We start from the raw sequence: 15,247 nt of genomic DNA on the forward strand, positions 1-15,247 counted from the left end.
GGCCCGACCCGGTGCCGGACCCCGTACGCGACCCCTGGCGGGCGCCGATGCGCCTGGCGCTGGACGAGGCGGAACGGGCCGCGCGGGCCGGCGACGTGCCGGTCGGCGCGGTCGTGCTGTCGCCGGACGGCACGGTCGTCGGCGCCGGTCACAACGAGCGCGAGGTGACCGGCGATCCGACCGCGCACGCCGAGGTGCTGGCGTTGCGCAGGGCGGCCGACCGGCTCGGGGAGTGGCGGCTGTCCGGCTGCACCCTGGTCGTCACCCTGGAGCCGTGCGTCATGTGCGCGGGCGCGCTCGTCCAGTCCCGGGTGGACCGGCTGGTGTTCGGCGCGCTGGACGAGAAGGCGGGCGCGGTGGGCTCGTTGTGGGACCTCGTACGCGACCGGCGCCTCAACCACCGCCCGGAGGTGATCCACGGGGTAATGGCCCCGGAGTGCTCGGAACTCCTCACCCGGTTCTTCCGGAACCGGTGACACTCCCCGGGCGCAACCCCGCACAAGCCTCCGGACTCGCGCCCGGACGTGCCGCGACAATCGATTTCAGCGATGGGGCACCTTTGGGCTAAGCTCTCTCTCGGTAGCGTGTCCGAGCGGCCGAAGGAGCTCGCCTCGAAAGCGAGTGTGGCGCAAGTCACCGAGGGTTCAAATCCCTCCGCTACCGCTCTCTTCGAAGGGCCCCGGCGATCCGCCGGGGCCCTTCGCGTATGACCTGCCGGGTGTACGGGGGACTGCGACCTGCCGGGTGTACGGAGAACGAAAGAAGCCCCGATCGTGAGGGCGACCGGGGCTTCCTGTTCGGTCGGGGGAGCGGCATCGGGGGGACAAGCCGCTCCCCCGTTGAGAACCGGTCCACCAGCCCGCGCCGCAGTCAGGGGGAAAGCGTCGCGACTCGGGCCCCGCAGTGAGGGCCGGTTCCTGAGCTTGTGGATTCCTGCCAGATCCAGTGGGCTCGGGAACCATCCTGCGCGCCGCGCTCGTCTCCAGGCTGCGGCAAAGGGCCCCGATGGGCAGGGCCTTGGTCCCTAAAGGCTCGGTTAGACTCACCCGACCGCCCAGGGGATCGCAGGGGAGAGACGGGGAGCAGTACCGATGGTGCAGGCGAAGAAGATCACGCTGTACGTCCTGGCCGTCTTCGTGCTGTACACGATCATCACCTCCCCAGAGCGGGCCGCGGACCTGGTCCAGGTAGGGTTCGAGGGCATTTCGAGTGCCGCGCAGGGCGTCGGCCAGTTCATGACCGAGCTCATCAACTAGGAGTCCGCGTGATCCGCCACCTGGTCCTCTTCAAGCTCAACGACGGTGTGAAGCGCGACGAGCCGCGCGTCCAGGACGGTGTCCGGGCGTTCGAGGAGCTCGGCGGGGTCATCCCGGAGCTGGAGTTCTGGGAGTGCGCCTGGAACATCACCGACCGGCCCATCGCGTACGACTTCGCCATCAACTCGGCCGTCGCCGACAAGGACGCGCTGAAGCGGTACATCGAGCATCCGGCCCACCAGGCGGCCGCCGGACAGTGGCGTGAGTTCGCCACGTGGGTGATCGCCGACTACGAGTTCTGAGCCCGCCGGACTCCGGCGAGTCCGGCCCCGCCGCCTCCTGGCCCCGCACCGTTGTGGTGCGGGGCTTTTCGGTTTGTACGCCAACACGGCGTTATCGGGTGCTTGCACACAGTGGACATGTCTTGTGATGCTATGACCGCTTTTGACGGATGAGTTGACCGAAGTTGACGAAGTTGACCGCGAAGGGGTGGCGTGAACGTGCCGGCCAGTACCACGCCTCAGCAGGTACCACCCCAGAACGAGTCCAGCGAGTCGGGCACCCTCGCCCACCAGTCGTCGCCACAGTCGCCTTCGCAGTCGCCGTCGCAGTCGCAGTCATCCCCACAGCCCTCCCCGCACTCGCCTTCGCAGCCGTCTCGGCAGTCGTCCCCGCACTCGCCTTCGCAGTCGCCTTCGCAGTCGTCCCCTCAGTCGCCTCCACAGCAGCCCAGGAGCGCGCCGCAGACCGCGCCTCGGACCACCCCGGCGCCCGCCTCCCGGACCGGACCTCAGCCCGCGCCTGAGCCCACGCCCCAGCCCTCCCCCTCGCCCGCTTCCACGTCCACGTCCACGCCCGAGCACAAGCCCGCGTCCACGCCCGAGCCCGAGCACAAGCGCGAGCCCGCGCCCGAGGCCGCGCCCCAAGGTGACGCGCAGGCCCCGGGGCCGCCCATCGTCGCGGGTTCCGCCCCCTCCTCCGGCGGCGGCAGTCGCGCGGCGGACACCCGGGCGCTCACCCAGGTGCTGTTCGGCCGACTGAAGAACCTGGAGCCCGGCACCCCGGAGCACGACCGCGTCCGTGCGGCGCTCATCGAGGCGAACCTGCCGCTGGTGCGGTACGCGGCGGCCCGCTTCCGGTCCCGCAACGAGCCCATGGAGGACGTCGTCCAGGTCGGCACCATCGGCCTCATCAACGCGATCGACCGGTTCGACCCGGACCGGGGCGTGCAGTTCCCGACGTTCGCGATGCCGACCGTCGTCGGCGAGATCAAGCGGTACTTCCGGGACAACGTCAGGACCGTGCACGTCCCCCGGCGGCTGCACGAGCTGTGGGTCCAGGTCAACGGCGCCACCGAGGACCTGACGACCGCTCATGGCCGCTCCCCGACGACCGCCGAGATCGCCGAGCGGCTGAGGATCTCCGAGGAGGAGGTCATGGCCTGCATCGAGGCGGGCCGCTCGTACCACGCGACCTCACTGGAGGCGGCGCAGGAGGGCGACGGGATGCCGGGGCTCCTCGACCGGCTCGGCTACGAGGACCCGGCGCTGGCCGGCGTCGAACACCGGGACCTCGTACGGCACCTGCTCGTCCAGCTGCCCGAGCGGGAGCAGCGGATCCTGATGCTCCGCTACTACAGCAATCTGACGCAGTCGCAGATCAGCCAGGAGCTCGGCGTCTCGCAGATGCATGTGTCAAGGCTGTTGGCCCGGAGTTTCGCCCGATTGAGATCCGCAAACAGGATCGAGGCGTAGCCGGATCGGGTAGACCCGTTTGGTCCACAATCAGCCGTTCCAAAAGCCGCACACCCCCTGTTTCCAGCATGGATTCACCCCTATCTTGTCGACAAGTCACTACAGCGTGTTGCCGACATGTGACATTCTGCTGGAACCGCGTTTGCCGCAGTCTCGGCTCCGGTATTCAGGTGGAGGCTGCGTTCCTCCGATGGTCGCGGCTCACGCGACCGTCCGCGACCTCAAGGGGGTGGCATGTCCGTAGAACAGGGCAGCTCCAAGGTGCTCACGCTCACCAAGAGCGAACCGGCCGCCGCGCTTCCCGAGCCCTCGGGAGCCATCGACACGCGCACGCTCTCCCGCTCCCTGTTCCTGCGGCTCCGCGCCCTGGACACCGAGGGCGCGGCGGCGGACAGCCCGGAGCGCACCTACGTACGCGACACGCTCATCGAGCTCAACCTCCCCCTCGTGCGGTACGCGGCGGCGCGCTTCCGGTCGCGCAACGAACCGATGGAGGACATCGTCCAGGTCGGCACGATCGGCCTCATCAAGGCGATCGACCGGTTCGACTGCGAACGGGGCGTGGAGTTCCCGACGTTCGCGATGCCGACCGTCGTCGGCGAGATCAAACGCTTCTTCCGCGACACCTCGTGGTCCGTGCGCGTGCCGCGCCGCCTCCAGGAGCTGCGCCTGGCGCTCACCAAGGCCAGCGACGAGCTGGCGCAGAAGCTCGACCGGTCGCCTACCGTTCCCGAACTCGCCGCCGTGCTGGGGGTGTCGGAGGAGGACGTGGTGGACGGGCTCGCGGTGGGCAACGCCTACACCGCGTCGTCGCTCGACTCGCCGTCTCCCGAGGACGACGGCGGCGAGGGCTCGCTCGCGGACCGGCTCGGGTACGAGGACAGCGCGCTCGAAGGCGTCGAGTACCGCGAGTCGTTGAAGCCGCTGCTCGCCAAACTCCCGTCGCGTGAGCGGCAGATCATCATGCTGCGGTTCTTCGCGAACATGACCCAGTCGCAGATCGGCGAGGAGGTCGGCATCTCGCAGATGCACGTCTCGCGGCTGCTGACCCGGACGCTGGCACAGCTGCGCGAGGGACTCATCTCCGACTGACGCCGAGGGCTTCAGTTCTGACGGCGCGTCAGCCACACTGGCGCGATGCGACGACGGACCGTCCGGCGGATCGGGGCAGCGGCGGCGGGAGCGCTCTGCGTGGGCGCCGCGCTCGCCGCCTGCGCCGGTGACGGCGCGGGAGACGGGCACGCGGCGGTCGGAGCGGTCGCGGCGGGCCCGCAGGCCGCGCCCACCGGCCCGGTGCCACCGACGGGTGAGGTGGTGCTCGTGCCGCTGGCCCCGGAGGCCCCGCCCGCCCGCCGACCAGGAAGCCCCGGACCCCGTACGGGTACGGGTACGGGTACGGGCGGGCATACGGCTGCGGGGGCGCGTACGGACACGCGGGCGGGCGCGGGTTCCGTACCGCGCACCTCACCGGGCGCGCGCCCGGCACCCTCGGTGCCACCCGGCCGACCGGCGCCGGCACCGACGCCCCCACCGAGCCCGGCACCCACACCGCCACCACCGCCGACGCCCACGCCGCCACCACCCGAGCCCGGCCCGGCGCCCGGCCCGGCCGTGCTGACGGTCGGCACGCCGGAGCGCGCCGCCACCGACCGGCGCTGGTGCGAGGACGTGACCGTACCGTTCCGCAACACCGGTGGCTCACCGGTGCTTTCAGGCACCGTCACCTTCGGGACGCACATCATCGGGGCGCTCGGCGTCGACTGGGCGACCGTCGAGTCGACCCGGTCGCTGCCGACCCCGATCGCCGCCGGAGCGGCGCGGACCGAGACGTACCGGGTGTGCGTGGAGTCCTGGCGGGTGCCGCTGGGCATGCGGATCGAGACCCAGGACGTCACCGCCGCCTGGAAGTAGGCGCGGGGTCAGCCGAGGGCGAGCCAGGCGACCGCGGCGACGACCGCGATGACGGCGACGACGCCGACGATCAGGCCGACACGGGGGCCGGACGACTGGACAGCCGCCGCCGGCTGCTGCCGCTGCGGCGTGCCCTCGTCGACGAAGGCGCGGAACATCTGGGTGCTGCCCGCCGGGTCGTAGTTGCTGTTGCCCTCGGGGCCCTGCGGGGCGTGCGGGTTGTGTGCCATGGTCCAGGACCCTAGCGAATCCGAGGCCACCCGCTCACCCCGCCCCAGGATCACCCCCCGATCCACCCCGCATCACCCCCGTATCCACCCGGATCCACCCCGCATCCGCCCGGATCCGCCCCGCGACACCTCCGGATCCGCCCCGGATGCGGCCCCAGTCCGCCCGGATCACTCCGACCCTGACCCCCGCCGGATCGCCCCTGAGCCCCTGCCCCTGCCCCTCCCCCACCCGGATTCCCCCCGGTCCCGCCAGGGCGTCGCCGGAGTGCGGCGGGCGGGGGCGGCGTCGCACCCGGTACGGCCTCGCCCCCGGCACGGTCTCGCCCCCGGTACGGCGGGGAGATCACCTTCCTTTGCCAGGTCTTTAGTCGCGTTCGCCCGGTTTTCATTTGCCTGTAGCAACCATCGACTCTTATCGTTGCCCTAAGCAACAAACTAGGAGGGGGCGCGGCCATGGCGGCGCGGAGTCAGTACGAGGAACTCGCCCGGCAGCTCAGCGCGATCGGCGCCGTGAAGCGGGGCATCGCGCGGCTGCTGCCCGCCGAGTGCCCGCCCGGCTCCGCCGCCGTCCTGTCCCTGCTGGACCGGTACGGGGAGATGCGGATGAGCAGGCTCTCCGAGCTCATGGGCATCGACGCCTCCGTGACCAGCAGGCATGTGGCCCATGTGGTCGAGCGGGGCTGGGTCGAGCGGCTGCCCGACCCGGGCGACGGCCGCTCCCGCATCCTGCGTCCCACCCCTGCGGGCGAGGCCCTCGTCGACGACCTCGGCCGCCGGGCGGCCGACGCCTTCGCCCACCACCTGGCGGACTGGTCCGACACCGACGTCGGACAGCTGATCGCGCTGCTCACCCGGCTCCGCGCGTCCTTCGGCGACTGCCGCGCCCAGAGCGCGGGCCCGTACACCCGAACGCCACGCACCCACACGTAAAGGAACCCCATGGCTACGACCACACCCACCGGTGTGCGGGCCGGCCACGCCGATCCGGCCGACGGCGCGCCCATGACGCACCGCCAGATCATGGAGGCGCTCTCCGGGCTGCTGCTCGGGATGTTCGTCGCCATCCTGTCCTCGACCATCGTCTCCAACGCCCTTCCCGAGATCATCTCCGACCTCGGCGGCGGCCAGAGCGCCTACACCTGGGTGGTGACGGCCTCACTGCTGGCGATGACCGCGACCACCCCTCTGTGGGGCAAGCTCTCCGACCTCTTCTCCAAGAAGCTCCTGGTCCAGATAGCGCTGATCATCTACGTGCTGGGTTCGGCGGCCGCCGGTCTGTCGCAGAGCGCGGGCGCGCTGATCGCCTGCCGGGTCGTCCAGGGCATCGGCGTCGGCGGGCTGTCGGCGCTCGCGCAGATCGTGATGGCCGCGATGATCGCGCCGCGCGAGCGCGGCCGCTACAGCGGCTACCTGGGTGCCACGTTCGCCGTCGCCACGGTGGGCGGGCCGCTGCTCGGCGGCGTCATCACCGACACCGACTGGCTCGGCTGGCGCTGGTGCTTCTACGTCGGCGTGCCCTTCGCCGTCCTCGCCCTGATCGTGCTGCAGAAGACCCTGCGGCTGCCCGTGGTGAAGCGGCGGGTCAAGGTCGACTGGTCCGGCGCCTTCTTCATCAGCGCGGCGGTCTCGCTGCTGCTGATCTGGGTGACGTTCGCGGGCGACAAGTACGACTGGGTGTCCTGGCAGACGTATGGGATGGTCGGCGGCTCCGTGCTGCTGTGCGCCGTCTTCCTGTGGGTCGAGTCCCGGGCGGGCGACCCGATCATCCCGCTGCGGCTGTTCCGGAACCGGACGATCACGCTGGCGTCGCTGGCCTCGCTGTTCGTCGGTGTCGCGATGTTCGCGGGCACCGTGTTCTTCAGCCAGTACTTCCAGCTCGCGCGGGGCGAGTCGCCCACGATGTCCGGGGTCATGACCATTCCGATGATCGCCGGCCTGTTCGTCTCGTCCACCGTGTCCGGCCTCGTCATCACCCGGACGGGACGCTGGAAGGGCTGGCTGGTCACCGGCGGTGTGCTGGTCACGGCGGGGCTCGGACTGCTCGGCACGATCCGGTACGACACGGAGTACTGGCACGTCGCGGTCTTCATGGCCGTGCTCGGCCTCGGACTCGGCATGATGATGCAGAACCTGGTGCTGTGCACCCAGAACCAGGTCCCGCCCGAGGACCTCGGCGCCGCGTCGTCGGTCGTCACCTTCTTCCGGTCCCTGGGCGGCGCCGTCGGCGTCTCGGCCCTGGGCGCGGTCATGGGCAACCGGGTCACCCACTACGTCCAGGACGGGCTCGCCGCACTCGGCCCGCAGGGCGCCGCACTGGGCCACGGCGGCACGGGCGGCGGCGGCATCCCGGACCTGGCGGCCCTCCCCGCGCCGATCCGCACGGTGATGGAGAACGCGTACGGGCACGGCGTCGGCGACATCTTCCTCTACTCGGCGCCCTTCGCCCTGCTCGCCTTCCTGGTGACCCTGTTCATCAAGGAGGTCGCGTTGAAGACGACAGGCCCGGAAGCCCCGGCGGGCGAAGAGGCGCGCGCGTAACGCCGGGTGTCGCGGGCGATCGGACCCCCGGGCGCGCAGCTCCGAGCGGAGGCGGCGCCCCCGGTGCGGAGACGGGCCCCGGTGACGGGGTGCGGCAGGGCAGGGGACGCCCACCGCGCCCCGTCCCGGGCCCGGACGCGACGGACACACCTGACCCGGCCGGCCCGGCTGGCTGCCCCGGCTGACACGGCTGGCCCGGCTGGCGTTCCTGGCCCGGCTGGCCCGGTTGACACGGCTGGCGTTCCTGGCCCGGCTGACACGGCTGGCCGAGCTGGCGTTCCTGGCCCGGCTGCCCGGCTGCCCGGCTGGCCCGGCTGACACTGCTGACACTGCTGGCGTGGTGCCGGCCCGGCTGACACGTACGCGACACGCCTTCTCAGGCCAAGGGCTGACAGACCGTCACCGGCCATGCGATCATCGCGATCGGCGCTCCCCCCACATTCCCGGTGCCTTCCGACCGAACCGAGAGCGACCTTCACAGATGGCCAAGCGCCTTCGCGCCTCGCGCCTGCGGGCCCTTCGTCCGCGCGCCGTACGCACGGCCGCCGCCGTGATCGGCACGGCGACACTCACGAGCCTGGTCCTTCCCGTCACCTCCGCCAACGCCGCTGTCACCTGCGCGCCGAACGTGTGGCGGGTGCAGTTCTTCGCCAACACCACACTGTCCGGTACGCCCAGGCTGACCGGCTGCGACGCGGCGATCAACGAGAACTACGGCCTGGGCGACCCCGCGGGCGTCACCCTGCCCAAGGACAACTTCTCCGGCCGCTGGACGGTCTCCCGGGACTTCGGCTCCGGCGGCCCGTTCACGCTCAACGCCGCCGTGCAGGACGGCATCCGCGTCTACGTCGACGGCGTCCGCAAGATCGACATGTGGCGGAACGTCTCCACCACCCAGCGGAAGTCGGTGAACCTCACGATCCCGCGTGGCCGGCACACGATCCGCGTCGACTTCGTGGCGTACACCGGCGCCGCCAGCGTCGGGTTCACCTATGTCCCGAGGACCTCGGCCACCGTCGACAAGGTCGCGCCGCTCGCGCCCACCGGCGTGACCGCCGCGTACGACCGTACGGCGCTGAGGACGACCCTGCGCTGGCGGAAGAACGCCGAGATGGACCTCGGCGGTTACCGCGTCTACCGGCGTACGGGCTCCGCCGCCTACGCCCAGGTCGGTACGGCCACGGCCGCCGCGACCACGTTCCTGAACACGCCGCCCGCCACGGGAGCGGCGTACCAGTACGTCGTGCGCGCCGTCGACAAGGCCGGCAACCTGGGCCCCGCCTCCAGCGCGGTCTCCGTCACCAGCGAGGACCGCACCCCGCCGCCCGCCCCCGCGAACCCGACCGCCACGGTGGACACGGGCAGCGTGCGGGTGGCGTGGCAGGCGGCCGCCGGAGCCACCGGCTACCGCGTCCACCGGTCGGACGCGGCCACCGGCCCGTTCACCGCCGTCAGCCCGCTCGGCGCCACCCTCTCGGACACCGCCTACCGCGACCTCACCGCCGACATCAAGCAGCGCTGGTACTACCGGGTCACGGCGTTCGACGCCGCCGGCAACGAGTCGGCACCGTCCGTCACGACGGACACCGGCGAACCGGACACCACCCCGCCCGCTCAGGTCAGCGGGCTGACCGCGACCAGCAGCACAGCCGGCAACACCCTCAAGTGGACCCGCAACACCGACGACACCGTCCACTACGAGGTGTGGGCCGCGCCGCTCGGCGACGAGGACCCCGACGGTCCCTCCGTGACGACCGGCGACTCCTTCACGGACGCCGCCGCCTCCTCCGGCATCCAGTACGCGTACCGGGTCTTCGCCGTGGACGCGTACGGGAACACGTCGCCCATGACGGGCGTCCTCGCCATCCGCCCGGCCCCGGCGAACGTGCTGCCGCCCACGAACGTCACCGCCGCGGTCCACACCGATTCGACCGCCGTGTCCTGGACCAACCCGGCGGACCAGGGTGTGCGCGGCTACCGCGCGTACCGCCGTACCACCACCGACGGCGCCTGGACGGCCTACGCCTACACCATCGGCGGCTACGGCGCGGCCGACGTCGACGCGCCCGCCGGGTACGCGGAGTACTACGTGGTCTCCCTGGACCAGAACGGCCGGGAGTCCGCGCCCTCCGGCATCGCGAAGGCGGTACGGCAGGCCGCGGCCGTGCCCTACACGCCCAGGGCCCCGCAGGTGACGCTGCTGCCGCCGCACACCGTGTGCGTCCTCAGCTCCGACTGCGAGGCGCACAAGGGCCCGCTGACCTTCACGATGGCGCCCCACGCGGCCGAGCCGGACCGCCCCCTGACCGGCTACCGGTGGCGTATCGCCGGTTTCAACTTCTCCACCAGCTGGGTCACGACGACGGACACCACCGTCACCTGGGAGCCGCCGATGGGCTTCCTCAACGGCACGTACAGCCTGCTCGTCGAGGCCGTCGACGCGAACGGCTCCGGCGCCACCACCAACGTCTACGTCAAGTGGGGCTGACAGCACCGGACTGACCGGGCCGGGCCCGACCCGCCCGGTCCCGCGCACCACCGAGCCACCGAGCCACCGAGCCACCGAGCCGCCGGTCTGTTCCCGGGCCGGCGGCTCCATGTGTCACGACGCGGCTCCATCCACCAGTCCGCGCCCGAGCTCGTGTCCGGGAGCGTGACCTCGCCGATCGCCGTGTCGCTCGCCAGTAGTCAAGACCGGCGGCCCGCTCGGCCCGCTCGGCCCGCTCCCCGGCCCGCTCGGCGGGGCACCGTCACTCCGCCGGCTTGATGAGGTACCCGGCCCCGCGTCGGGTGTGGATCATCGGGGAGCGCCCGGCGTCGATCTTCCGTCGCAGGTACGAGATGTAGAGCTCGACCACGTTGGCCTGCCCGCCGAAGTCGTACGACCAGACCCGGTCGAGGATCTGCGCCTTGCTGAGCACCCGGCGCGGATTGCGCATCAGGAACCGCAGCAGCTCGAACTCCGTGGCCGTCAGATGGACGCCGACGCCGCCGCGGGTCACCTCATGGCTGTCCTCGTCCAGCGTGAGGTCCCCGACGACCAGCAAGGACCCGCCGCGCGCCGTCGCCGCGCCGGAGCGCCGGAGGAGGCCGCGCAGCCGCGCCACGACCTCCTCCAGGCTGAACGGCTTGGTGACGTAGTCGTCGCCGCCCGCGGTGAGCCCCGCGATCCGGTCCTCGACGGAGTCCTTGACGGAGTCCTTGGCGGAGTCCTCGACGGAGTCCTTGGCGGTGAGGAACAGGACGGGCACGTCCGGCAGCACCCGCCGCACCCGCCCCAGCAGGCTCAGCCCGTCCAGGTCGGGCAGCATCACGTCGAGCACGACGGCGTCCGGCCGGAACTCGCGGGCCGCGCGCACCGCGCCGGTGCCGTCCCCGGCGCTGCGCACCTGCCAGCCCTCGTAGCGCAGGGCCATGGCCAGCAGCTCGGCGAGCGACGCCTCGTCGTCCACGACGAGCACCCGCACGGGGCTGCCGTCGGGCCTGAGCAGTTCGGTACGCCCCTGGGGCGAGGTCGTGGTCATGCTGCCACGCTCACGTCCGGGACTGAGAGATCCCTTGCGGCTTCCTGTGAATCTCCTGAGAAAGCGCGGGCGCCGGGGGAAGCACGGGCGACCGGGGGAGCGCGGGCGCCCCGAACAGCCGGGCGCCGTTCCCGTAACAGACGCCGCGCAGCCAGTCGTCGCCGAGCCCGAGCCGCTCCAGCGACCGCAGCTGGTGGAGGTACCCGTACGGGATGTTCGGGAAGTCGCTCCCGAGCAGGATCCGGTCCCCGAGGTCCCGCAGCCGGGTCCGCTCGCTCCCGGGGAAGGGTGCGAGCCGTTCGCTGAATTCGGTGAAGGCCATCGTCGTGTCGAGCCGGACCTCGTCGTACCGCTCCGCCAGGTCGAGGAAGTCGGTGTACTCGGGCATGCCCATGTGTGCGACGACCAGCCGCAGGCGCGGGTGCCTGGCGAGCAGCCGCCCGACCGGTCCCGGCCCGGTGTACGTGCCGGGCGCGGGCCCGGAGCCGCAGTGGACGACGACGGGGACCGCGGCGTCCTCCAGTACGCCCCAGGCCCCGGCGAGCAGGGGATCGCACGGGTCGAAGTCGCCGACCTGCAGGTGCGCCTTGAAGATCCGCGCCCCGCCGTCCACGGCCTCCCTGACGTACTCCTCGACCCCCGGCTCCGGATACAGGGTGCCCGTCCGCAGGCAGGCGTCGACCCGCGCGGCGAACCCGGCGGCCCACTCGTTGAGCCAGGCCGCCATGCCCGGCTTGTGCGGATAGATCATCGAGGTGAAGCCGAGGACCCCGAACTCCCGCAGCAGTTCGACCCGCCGGTCCTCCTCCTCGCGGTACATGATGGGCCACTCGACTCCGGTCAGCGGCCCGACGGCGTCGAAGTAGGCCCAGACCTTGCGCAGCACGGACTCGGGCATGAAGTGGGTGTGCACGTCGAAGAGTCCGGGCAGGCCGAGCCGGTCCGCGAAGCCCCTGATCAGCGCCGCCTCGTCCGTGTTCTCGCGCTGGGACCGGGGCTCAGCCCCGGTCAAACCCGTAGCTCCGCTCGACCTTGGCGACATGGACGCTGTACCGCTCGTACCACCGCTCCCGGCCGTTCCGCATGGCCTCCTGGTGCTCCAGGTCGGCCCGCCAGACGGCGATGGCCTCCTCGTCGCGGAAGTAGCCGACGCTGATCCCGATCCCGCCGGGTGTGCGGGCCGTCTCGTAGCCGAGGAAGCCGGGGACGTCCCGGACCAGCTCCAGCATGCGGACGGCGGCGTCCGCGTACCCCTTGCCGTCGCCGTCGTCGGCGTCCTGCCCGTCGTCCCGGCGGACGCTGGTGAACACCACGGTGTAATAGGGCGGTTCGAGGCCGCCGACCAGTTCATGAGTCATGCACCCACCCTCGGCCGAGGGGCACGGGGGTGTCCAGATCGATCAGCGAACGGGATCCAAGTCTTTACCCGGGATCCGTCGCCCCGACCGCGAAGGCCCCACCACCACGAACCGCCCACCACCACGAACCGCCCACCACCTCGAACCGCCCCCACCACGCGAGACCCGTCGCCACGAACAACCCACCGCCGCGCACAACTCATCGCCGGGAACAGCCCACAGCCGGGACGAGCCGGCGGTCAGAACAGCCCGTCCTGCACGCCGGGGGCCGCCGCGACCACCGGGACGGTCACCGCGTCACCACTCCCGGCACGGTCCAGCGGCCAGCCCGCGACCAGCCGGGTGTCCAGCACCAGGCGGCGCCCGTCGGGCGCGACCAGATGCAGGTCGGGCCCGGCGGCGGCGGTCAGGGTGCCACGGACGCACCCGCCCACGACCAGCTCGCGCACCACCCCGTCGACCCGGTCGAGCGCCCCGAGCCGGAACACCCCGGTGTGGTCCCGCACCTGGAACGGCAGCGGCTCCAGCGTGTCCGCCCACCCGGGCACGGCGACGGCGGCCCGGTGCAGCCGCTCCACCTCGCCGGCCCGCGCGGGCCCGTCCGGCAGGCCGACCCGGGCGACCCGCTTCGCGGCGTACGGGATCCGGTCGGGTACGCCCAGGGCCGCGCCGAGCACCTCCTCGGTGCGCCGCGCCGCCATGAGCGGCCCGCGGCCGAGCCAGCCGAACGCCACGGCCCCCTGTTCGAGGAGTCGGGTGTCGCCGCGCTCCTCGGCGGTGATGCCGACCTTCACCATGCCGGGCCCGAACCAGGCCAGGTACACGCGGTAGACCCGCGGATCGTCGGCGACGGTGTCGGAGGCGACGGAGTGCATCCGGTCGAGCCGCGCGCACTCCGGGCACAGCCCCCCGGTGCTCCGCGCCGCGACGACGGCAGCGACCGGACAGGGATTGCCCCGCGCACCGGGACAGCGCCGTTCTCCGGCCGCCCGGAACGCGACCTCCTGCCCGTACGTGAGCCCGCTCACCCGGCCCCGCTCCCACAGCAGCTCGGGCGCGCCCCCCGCCCACCGCGCCCCTCGGCACGTCCACGCGCTCACCGCCCCGTCACCCCCGTCCGTCACGCCAGCGCCACCGCCACCCGCCACCAACCCCCTTGCGGGCGGCAGACGCGGGCCTCCTGCCTCGGTCGCCCAGGTTAGCCACCGTCCGTGTGTGGCGCCGTCGCCGTCAGAGTCGGTGCACCGGACCGGTTGCCGACCGGAGGCGAGCCGTCCAGGACCGACCAACCGACCGCCCGCCCGCACACGCGCAAGATCGCGAACGGGACACCCCGCTGGGGCGGTGGCGCCAACCGTGTTCGTACGACCGGCCGGAAACCTGTCTTCGCCACGCACGTTCCGTGCCGGATCCATCCGGTGTCAGTCAGATGCGGTCGGAATGTCGAACCCGTCGGGACAACCGCCTTCGCAGCCCCACCGTCCACCCCCGGACCCGCACGGACAGTGACTGTCCGCATTGGATCTAGTGCGCCGAGTAATCAGGCCCCTACGGTCGAAGTGCCACCGACACCGCATCCCTGGAGGATTCATGGCACGTTCGCGCACCGGATTGGCCATCCTCGGCTCAGCCGTCGCCCTCACCGCGGGCGCCCTCGCACCCGCACAGCTCACCGGGGCACAACCGGCCGCAGCGGCGGCGGCCTACAAATGGGTCGCCCTGGGCGACTCCTACACCGCCGGGGTCATCCCCGCCGCCGGCGACACGTTCGAAGTGCCCCGCGACGGCTGCGAACGCACCGACCGGTCCTACCCCCAGGTCATCGACCGCGACCTCGGCTCGCTCTTCGACCTGACCAACATCAGCTGCGGCGGCGCCACCGTCGAGAACGTCACCTTCAAGTCCCAGGAACCGATCGGCCGCCAACTGCCACCGTTCTCCCAGGACCCGGACTACCCCTTCCCGCCGGTGCCCGCCCAGTCCGAGGCGGTGGGCCCCGACACCGACGTGATCACGGTCGGCGCGGGCGGCAACACCCTCGGCTTCGCCGACATCCTCTTCCAGTGCCTGCGATGGGGCGGAGGCGGCGACGGCGCGGGCACCCCGTGCAAGGACGCTCTGGCGGACGACATCCCGAGCCGCCTGACCAAGGTGAGCGGGGACTACGACGAGATGCTCAAGGTGCTCCACGAGCGCGCCCCACGCGCGAAGATCCTGGCCGTCGGCTACCCCACGGTCATCCCCCAGGACACATCCACGTGCCGGTACAACAACCTGGAACAGTTCGGCTCGATCACCCGTGGCGATCTGGACTGGCTGCGCACCGACGTCCTGGAACCCCTCAACAAGGCCATCGAGAAGTCGGCGGGCTCCCAGGACGCCGCCAGCTTCGTCGACCTCTACGGCCCGTCCGCGAACCACAGCGTCTGCGACACCGACAAGTGGGTGGAAGGCGTCTTCACCCGCGTCCCCGATCAGCCGGCCTTCGTCCACCCCAACGCCCAGGGCCACCGCAACACCGCCGATCGCGTCACCACGGCGATGCTGGCGGCCATCAGCGCGCCCTGACCCCACCAGCCACCCCACCTCGAACACCCCACCCCGGCCACCCCACCTCGCACACCGCACCTCGAACACCCCACCGCGAGGCCGTTGCCGTCAGCACCACCGTCACGG

The 15,247-nt window shown here is 71.9% G+C and carries 15 protein-coding genes and 1 tRNA gene; 11 read left to right on the forward strand and 5 right to left on the reverse strand.

From position 1 onward, the window contains the following. Positions 1 to 47 precede the first annotated feature (47 nt). From tadA to ACGF5U_RS13225, 7 genes are all read left to right on the forward strand, one after another. Positions 48 to 476 (forward strand): tRNA adenosine(34) deaminase TadA, encoded by a 429-nt coding sequence (gene tadA / locus ACGF5U_RS13195; protein WP_392710653.1) that lies wholly within the window; start codon positions 48 to 50, stop codon positions 474 to 476. A 102-nt stretch (positions 477 to 578) separates the two neighbouring features. After that, positions 579 to 663: transfer RNA gene (locus ACGF5U_RS13200), tRNA-Ser, on the forward strand. Positions 664 to 1,091: 428 nt separating this feature from the next. Further along, positions 1,092 to 1,256, forward strand: coding sequence for a hypothetical protein (locus ACGF5U_RS13205; protein WP_392710209.1), 165 nt, complete (start codon positions 1,092 to 1,094; stop codon positions 1,254 to 1,256). A gap of 8 nt (positions 1,257 to 1,264) precedes the next feature. Continuing rightward, entirely contained in the window at positions 1,265 to 1,558 is a 294-nt protein-coding gene (locus ACGF5U_RS13210; RefSeq protein ID WP_392710211.1) for a Dabb family protein, read from the forward strand. Between the two features lie 651 nt (positions 1,559 to 2,209). Then, positions 2,210 to 3,010 (forward strand): RNA polymerase sigma factor SigF, encoded by an 801-nt coding sequence (locus ACGF5U_RS13215; protein WP_392710654.1) that lies wholly within the window; start codon positions 2,210 to 2,212, stop codon positions 3,008 to 3,010. Positions 3,011 to 3,244: 234 nt separating this feature from the next. After that, complete coding sequence (locus ACGF5U_RS13220) at positions 3,245 to 4,102, forward strand: RNA polymerase sigma factor SigF (protein ID WP_392710212.1); 858 nt, start codon at positions 3,245 to 3,247, stop codon at positions 4,100 to 4,102. A gap of 45 nt (positions 4,103 to 4,147) precedes the next feature. Further along, on the forward strand, positions 4,148 to 4,921 hold the full coding sequence (locus tag ACGF5U_RS13225) for a hypothetical protein (protein WP_392710214.1): 774 nt from the start codon (positions 4,148 to 4,150) through the stop codon (positions 4,919 to 4,921). An 8-nt stretch (positions 4,922 to 4,929) separates the two neighbouring features. Here the strand turns inward: ACGF5U_RS13225 and ACGF5U_RS13230 are convergent, their stop codons facing one another. Further along, positions 4,930 to 5,151, reverse strand: coding sequence for a hypothetical protein (locus ACGF5U_RS13230; RefSeq protein WP_392710215.1), 222 nt, complete (start codon positions 5,149 to 5,151; stop codon positions 4,930 to 4,932). A 453-nt stretch (positions 5,152 to 5,604) separates the two neighbouring features. Between ACGF5U_RS13230 and ACGF5U_RS13235 the strand changes: the two genes are divergently transcribed. The 3 genes from ACGF5U_RS13235 to ACGF5U_RS13245 all read left to right on the forward strand — a co-directional run bounded on the left by ACGF5U_RS13235 (position 5,605) and on the right by ACGF5U_RS13245 (position 10,177). Beyond that, positions 5,605 to 6,081 carry a MarR family winged helix-turn-helix transcriptional regulator gene (locus ACGF5U_RS13235; protein WP_392710217.1) on the forward strand — a complete coding sequence of 159 codons (477 nt, stop codon included), beginning with the start codon at positions 5,605 to 5,607 and terminating at the stop codon, positions 6,079 to 6,081. A 9-nt stretch (positions 6,082 to 6,090) separates the two neighbouring features. Next, positions 6,091 to 7,689 (forward strand): MDR family MFS transporter, encoded by a 1,599-nt coding sequence (locus tag ACGF5U_RS13240; protein WP_392710218.1) that lies wholly within the window; start codon positions 6,091 to 6,093, stop codon positions 7,687 to 7,689. A 481-nt stretch (positions 7,690 to 8,170) separates the two neighbouring features. Beyond that, positions 8,171 to 10,177: a fibronectin type III domain-containing protein gene (locus ACGF5U_RS13245; RefSeq protein ID WP_392710219.1), complete on the forward strand. Its 2,007-nt coding sequence runs from the start codon at positions 8,171 to 8,173 to the stop codon at positions 10,175 to 10,177. Between the two features lie 262 nt (positions 10,178 to 10,439). Here ACGF5U_RS13245 and ACGF5U_RS13250 read toward each other — a convergent pair whose 3' ends face one another. The 4 genes from ACGF5U_RS13250 to ACGF5U_RS13265 form a co-directional block, all read right to left on the reverse strand. Beyond that, positions 10,440 to 11,213, reverse strand: coding sequence for a response regulator transcription factor (locus tag ACGF5U_RS13250; protein ID WP_392710220.1), 774 nt, complete (start codon positions 11,211 to 11,213; stop codon positions 10,440 to 10,442). Between the two features lie 10 nt (positions 11,214 to 11,223). Continuing rightward, positions 11,224 to 12,255: an amidohydrolase family protein gene (locus ACGF5U_RS13255; RefSeq protein WP_392710222.1), complete on the reverse strand. Its 1,032-nt coding sequence runs from the start codon at positions 12,253 to 12,255 to the stop codon at positions 11,224 to 11,226. Continuing rightward, positions 12,212 to 12,571 carry an antibiotic biosynthesis monooxygenase family protein gene (locus ACGF5U_RS13260; RefSeq protein WP_392710223.1) on the reverse strand — a complete coding sequence of 120 codons (360 nt, stop codon included), beginning with the start codon at positions 12,569 to 12,571 and terminating at the stop codon, positions 12,212 to 12,214. Before ACGF5U_RS13260 ends, ACGF5U_RS13255 begins: the two co-directional genes overlap by 44 nt. Positions 12,572 to 12,810: 239 nt before the next feature. Continuing rightward, positions 12,811 to 13,671 carry a DUF2797 domain-containing protein gene (locus ACGF5U_RS13265; RefSeq protein WP_392710224.1) on the reverse strand — a complete coding sequence of 287 codons (861 nt, stop codon included), beginning with the start codon at positions 13,669 to 13,671 and terminating at the stop codon, positions 12,811 to 12,813. A gap of 490 nt (positions 13,672 to 14,161) precedes the next feature. Between ACGF5U_RS13265 and ACGF5U_RS13270 the strand changes: the two genes are divergently transcribed. Beyond that, the gene (locus ACGF5U_RS13270; protein WP_392710226.1) at positions 14,162 to 15,139 is read left to right on the forward strand and encodes an SGNH/GDSL hydrolase family protein; all 978 of its coding nucleotides are present in this window, start codon (positions 14,162 to 14,164) and stop codon (positions 15,137 to 15,139) included. Positions 15,140 to 15,247: the final 108 nt, after the last annotated feature.

It is taken from the genome of Streptomyces sp. NPDC047886, assembly GCF_043204435.1.
Lineage (GTDB): Bacteria > Actinomycetota > Actinomycetes > Streptomycetales > Streptomycetaceae > Streptomyces.

Excerpts from the sequence above, each read along its gene's own strand:
- tadA (WP_392710653.1), top strand. The coding sequence starts at position 48 with ATGCGCCTGGCGCTGGACGAGGCGGAACGGGCCGCGCGGGCCGGCGAC.
- ACGF5U_RS13205 (WP_392710209.1), top strand. The coding sequence starts at position 1,092 with ATGGTGCAGGCGAAGAAGATCACGCTGTACGTCCTGGCCGTCTTCGTG.
- ACGF5U_RS13220 (WP_392710212.1), top strand. The coding sequence starts at position 3,245 with ATGTCCGTAGAACAGGGCAGCTCCAAGGTGCTCACGCTCACCAAGAGC.
- ACGF5U_RS13225 (WP_392710214.1), top strand. The coding sequence starts at position 4,148 with ATGCGACGACGGACCGTCCGGCGGATCGGGGCAGCGGCGGCGGGAGCG.
- ACGF5U_RS13230 (WP_392710215.1), bottom strand. The coding sequence starts at position 5,151 with ATGGCACACAACCCGCACGCCCCGCAGGGCCCCGAGGGCAACAGCAAC.
- ACGF5U_RS13235 (WP_392710217.1), top strand. The coding sequence starts at position 5,605 with ATGGCGGCGCGGAGTCAGTACGAGGAACTCGCCCGGCAGCTCAGCGCG.
- ACGF5U_RS13240 (WP_392710218.1), top strand. The coding sequence starts at position 6,091 with ATGGCTACGACCACACCCACCGGTGTGCGGGCCGGCCACGCCGATCCG.
- ACGF5U_RS13245 (WP_392710219.1), top strand. The coding sequence starts at position 8,171 with ATGGCCAAGCGCCTTCGCGCCTCGCGCCTGCGGGCCCTTCGTCCGCGC.
- ACGF5U_RS13250 (WP_392710220.1), bottom strand. The coding sequence starts at position 11,213 with ATGACCACGACCTCGCCCCAGGGGCGTACCGAACTGCTCAGGCCCGAC.
- ACGF5U_RS13255 (WP_392710222.1), bottom strand. The coding sequence starts at position 12,255 with ATGTCGCCAAGGTCGAGCGGAGCTACGGGTTTGACCGGGGCTGAGCCC.
- ACGF5U_RS13260 (WP_392710223.1), bottom strand. The coding sequence starts at position 12,571 with ATGACTCATGAACTGGTCGGCGGCCTCGAACCGCCCTATTACACCGTG.
- ACGF5U_RS13270 (WP_392710226.1), top strand. The coding sequence starts at position 14,162 with ATGGCACGTTCGCGCACCGGATTGGCCATCCTCGGCTCAGCCGTCGCC.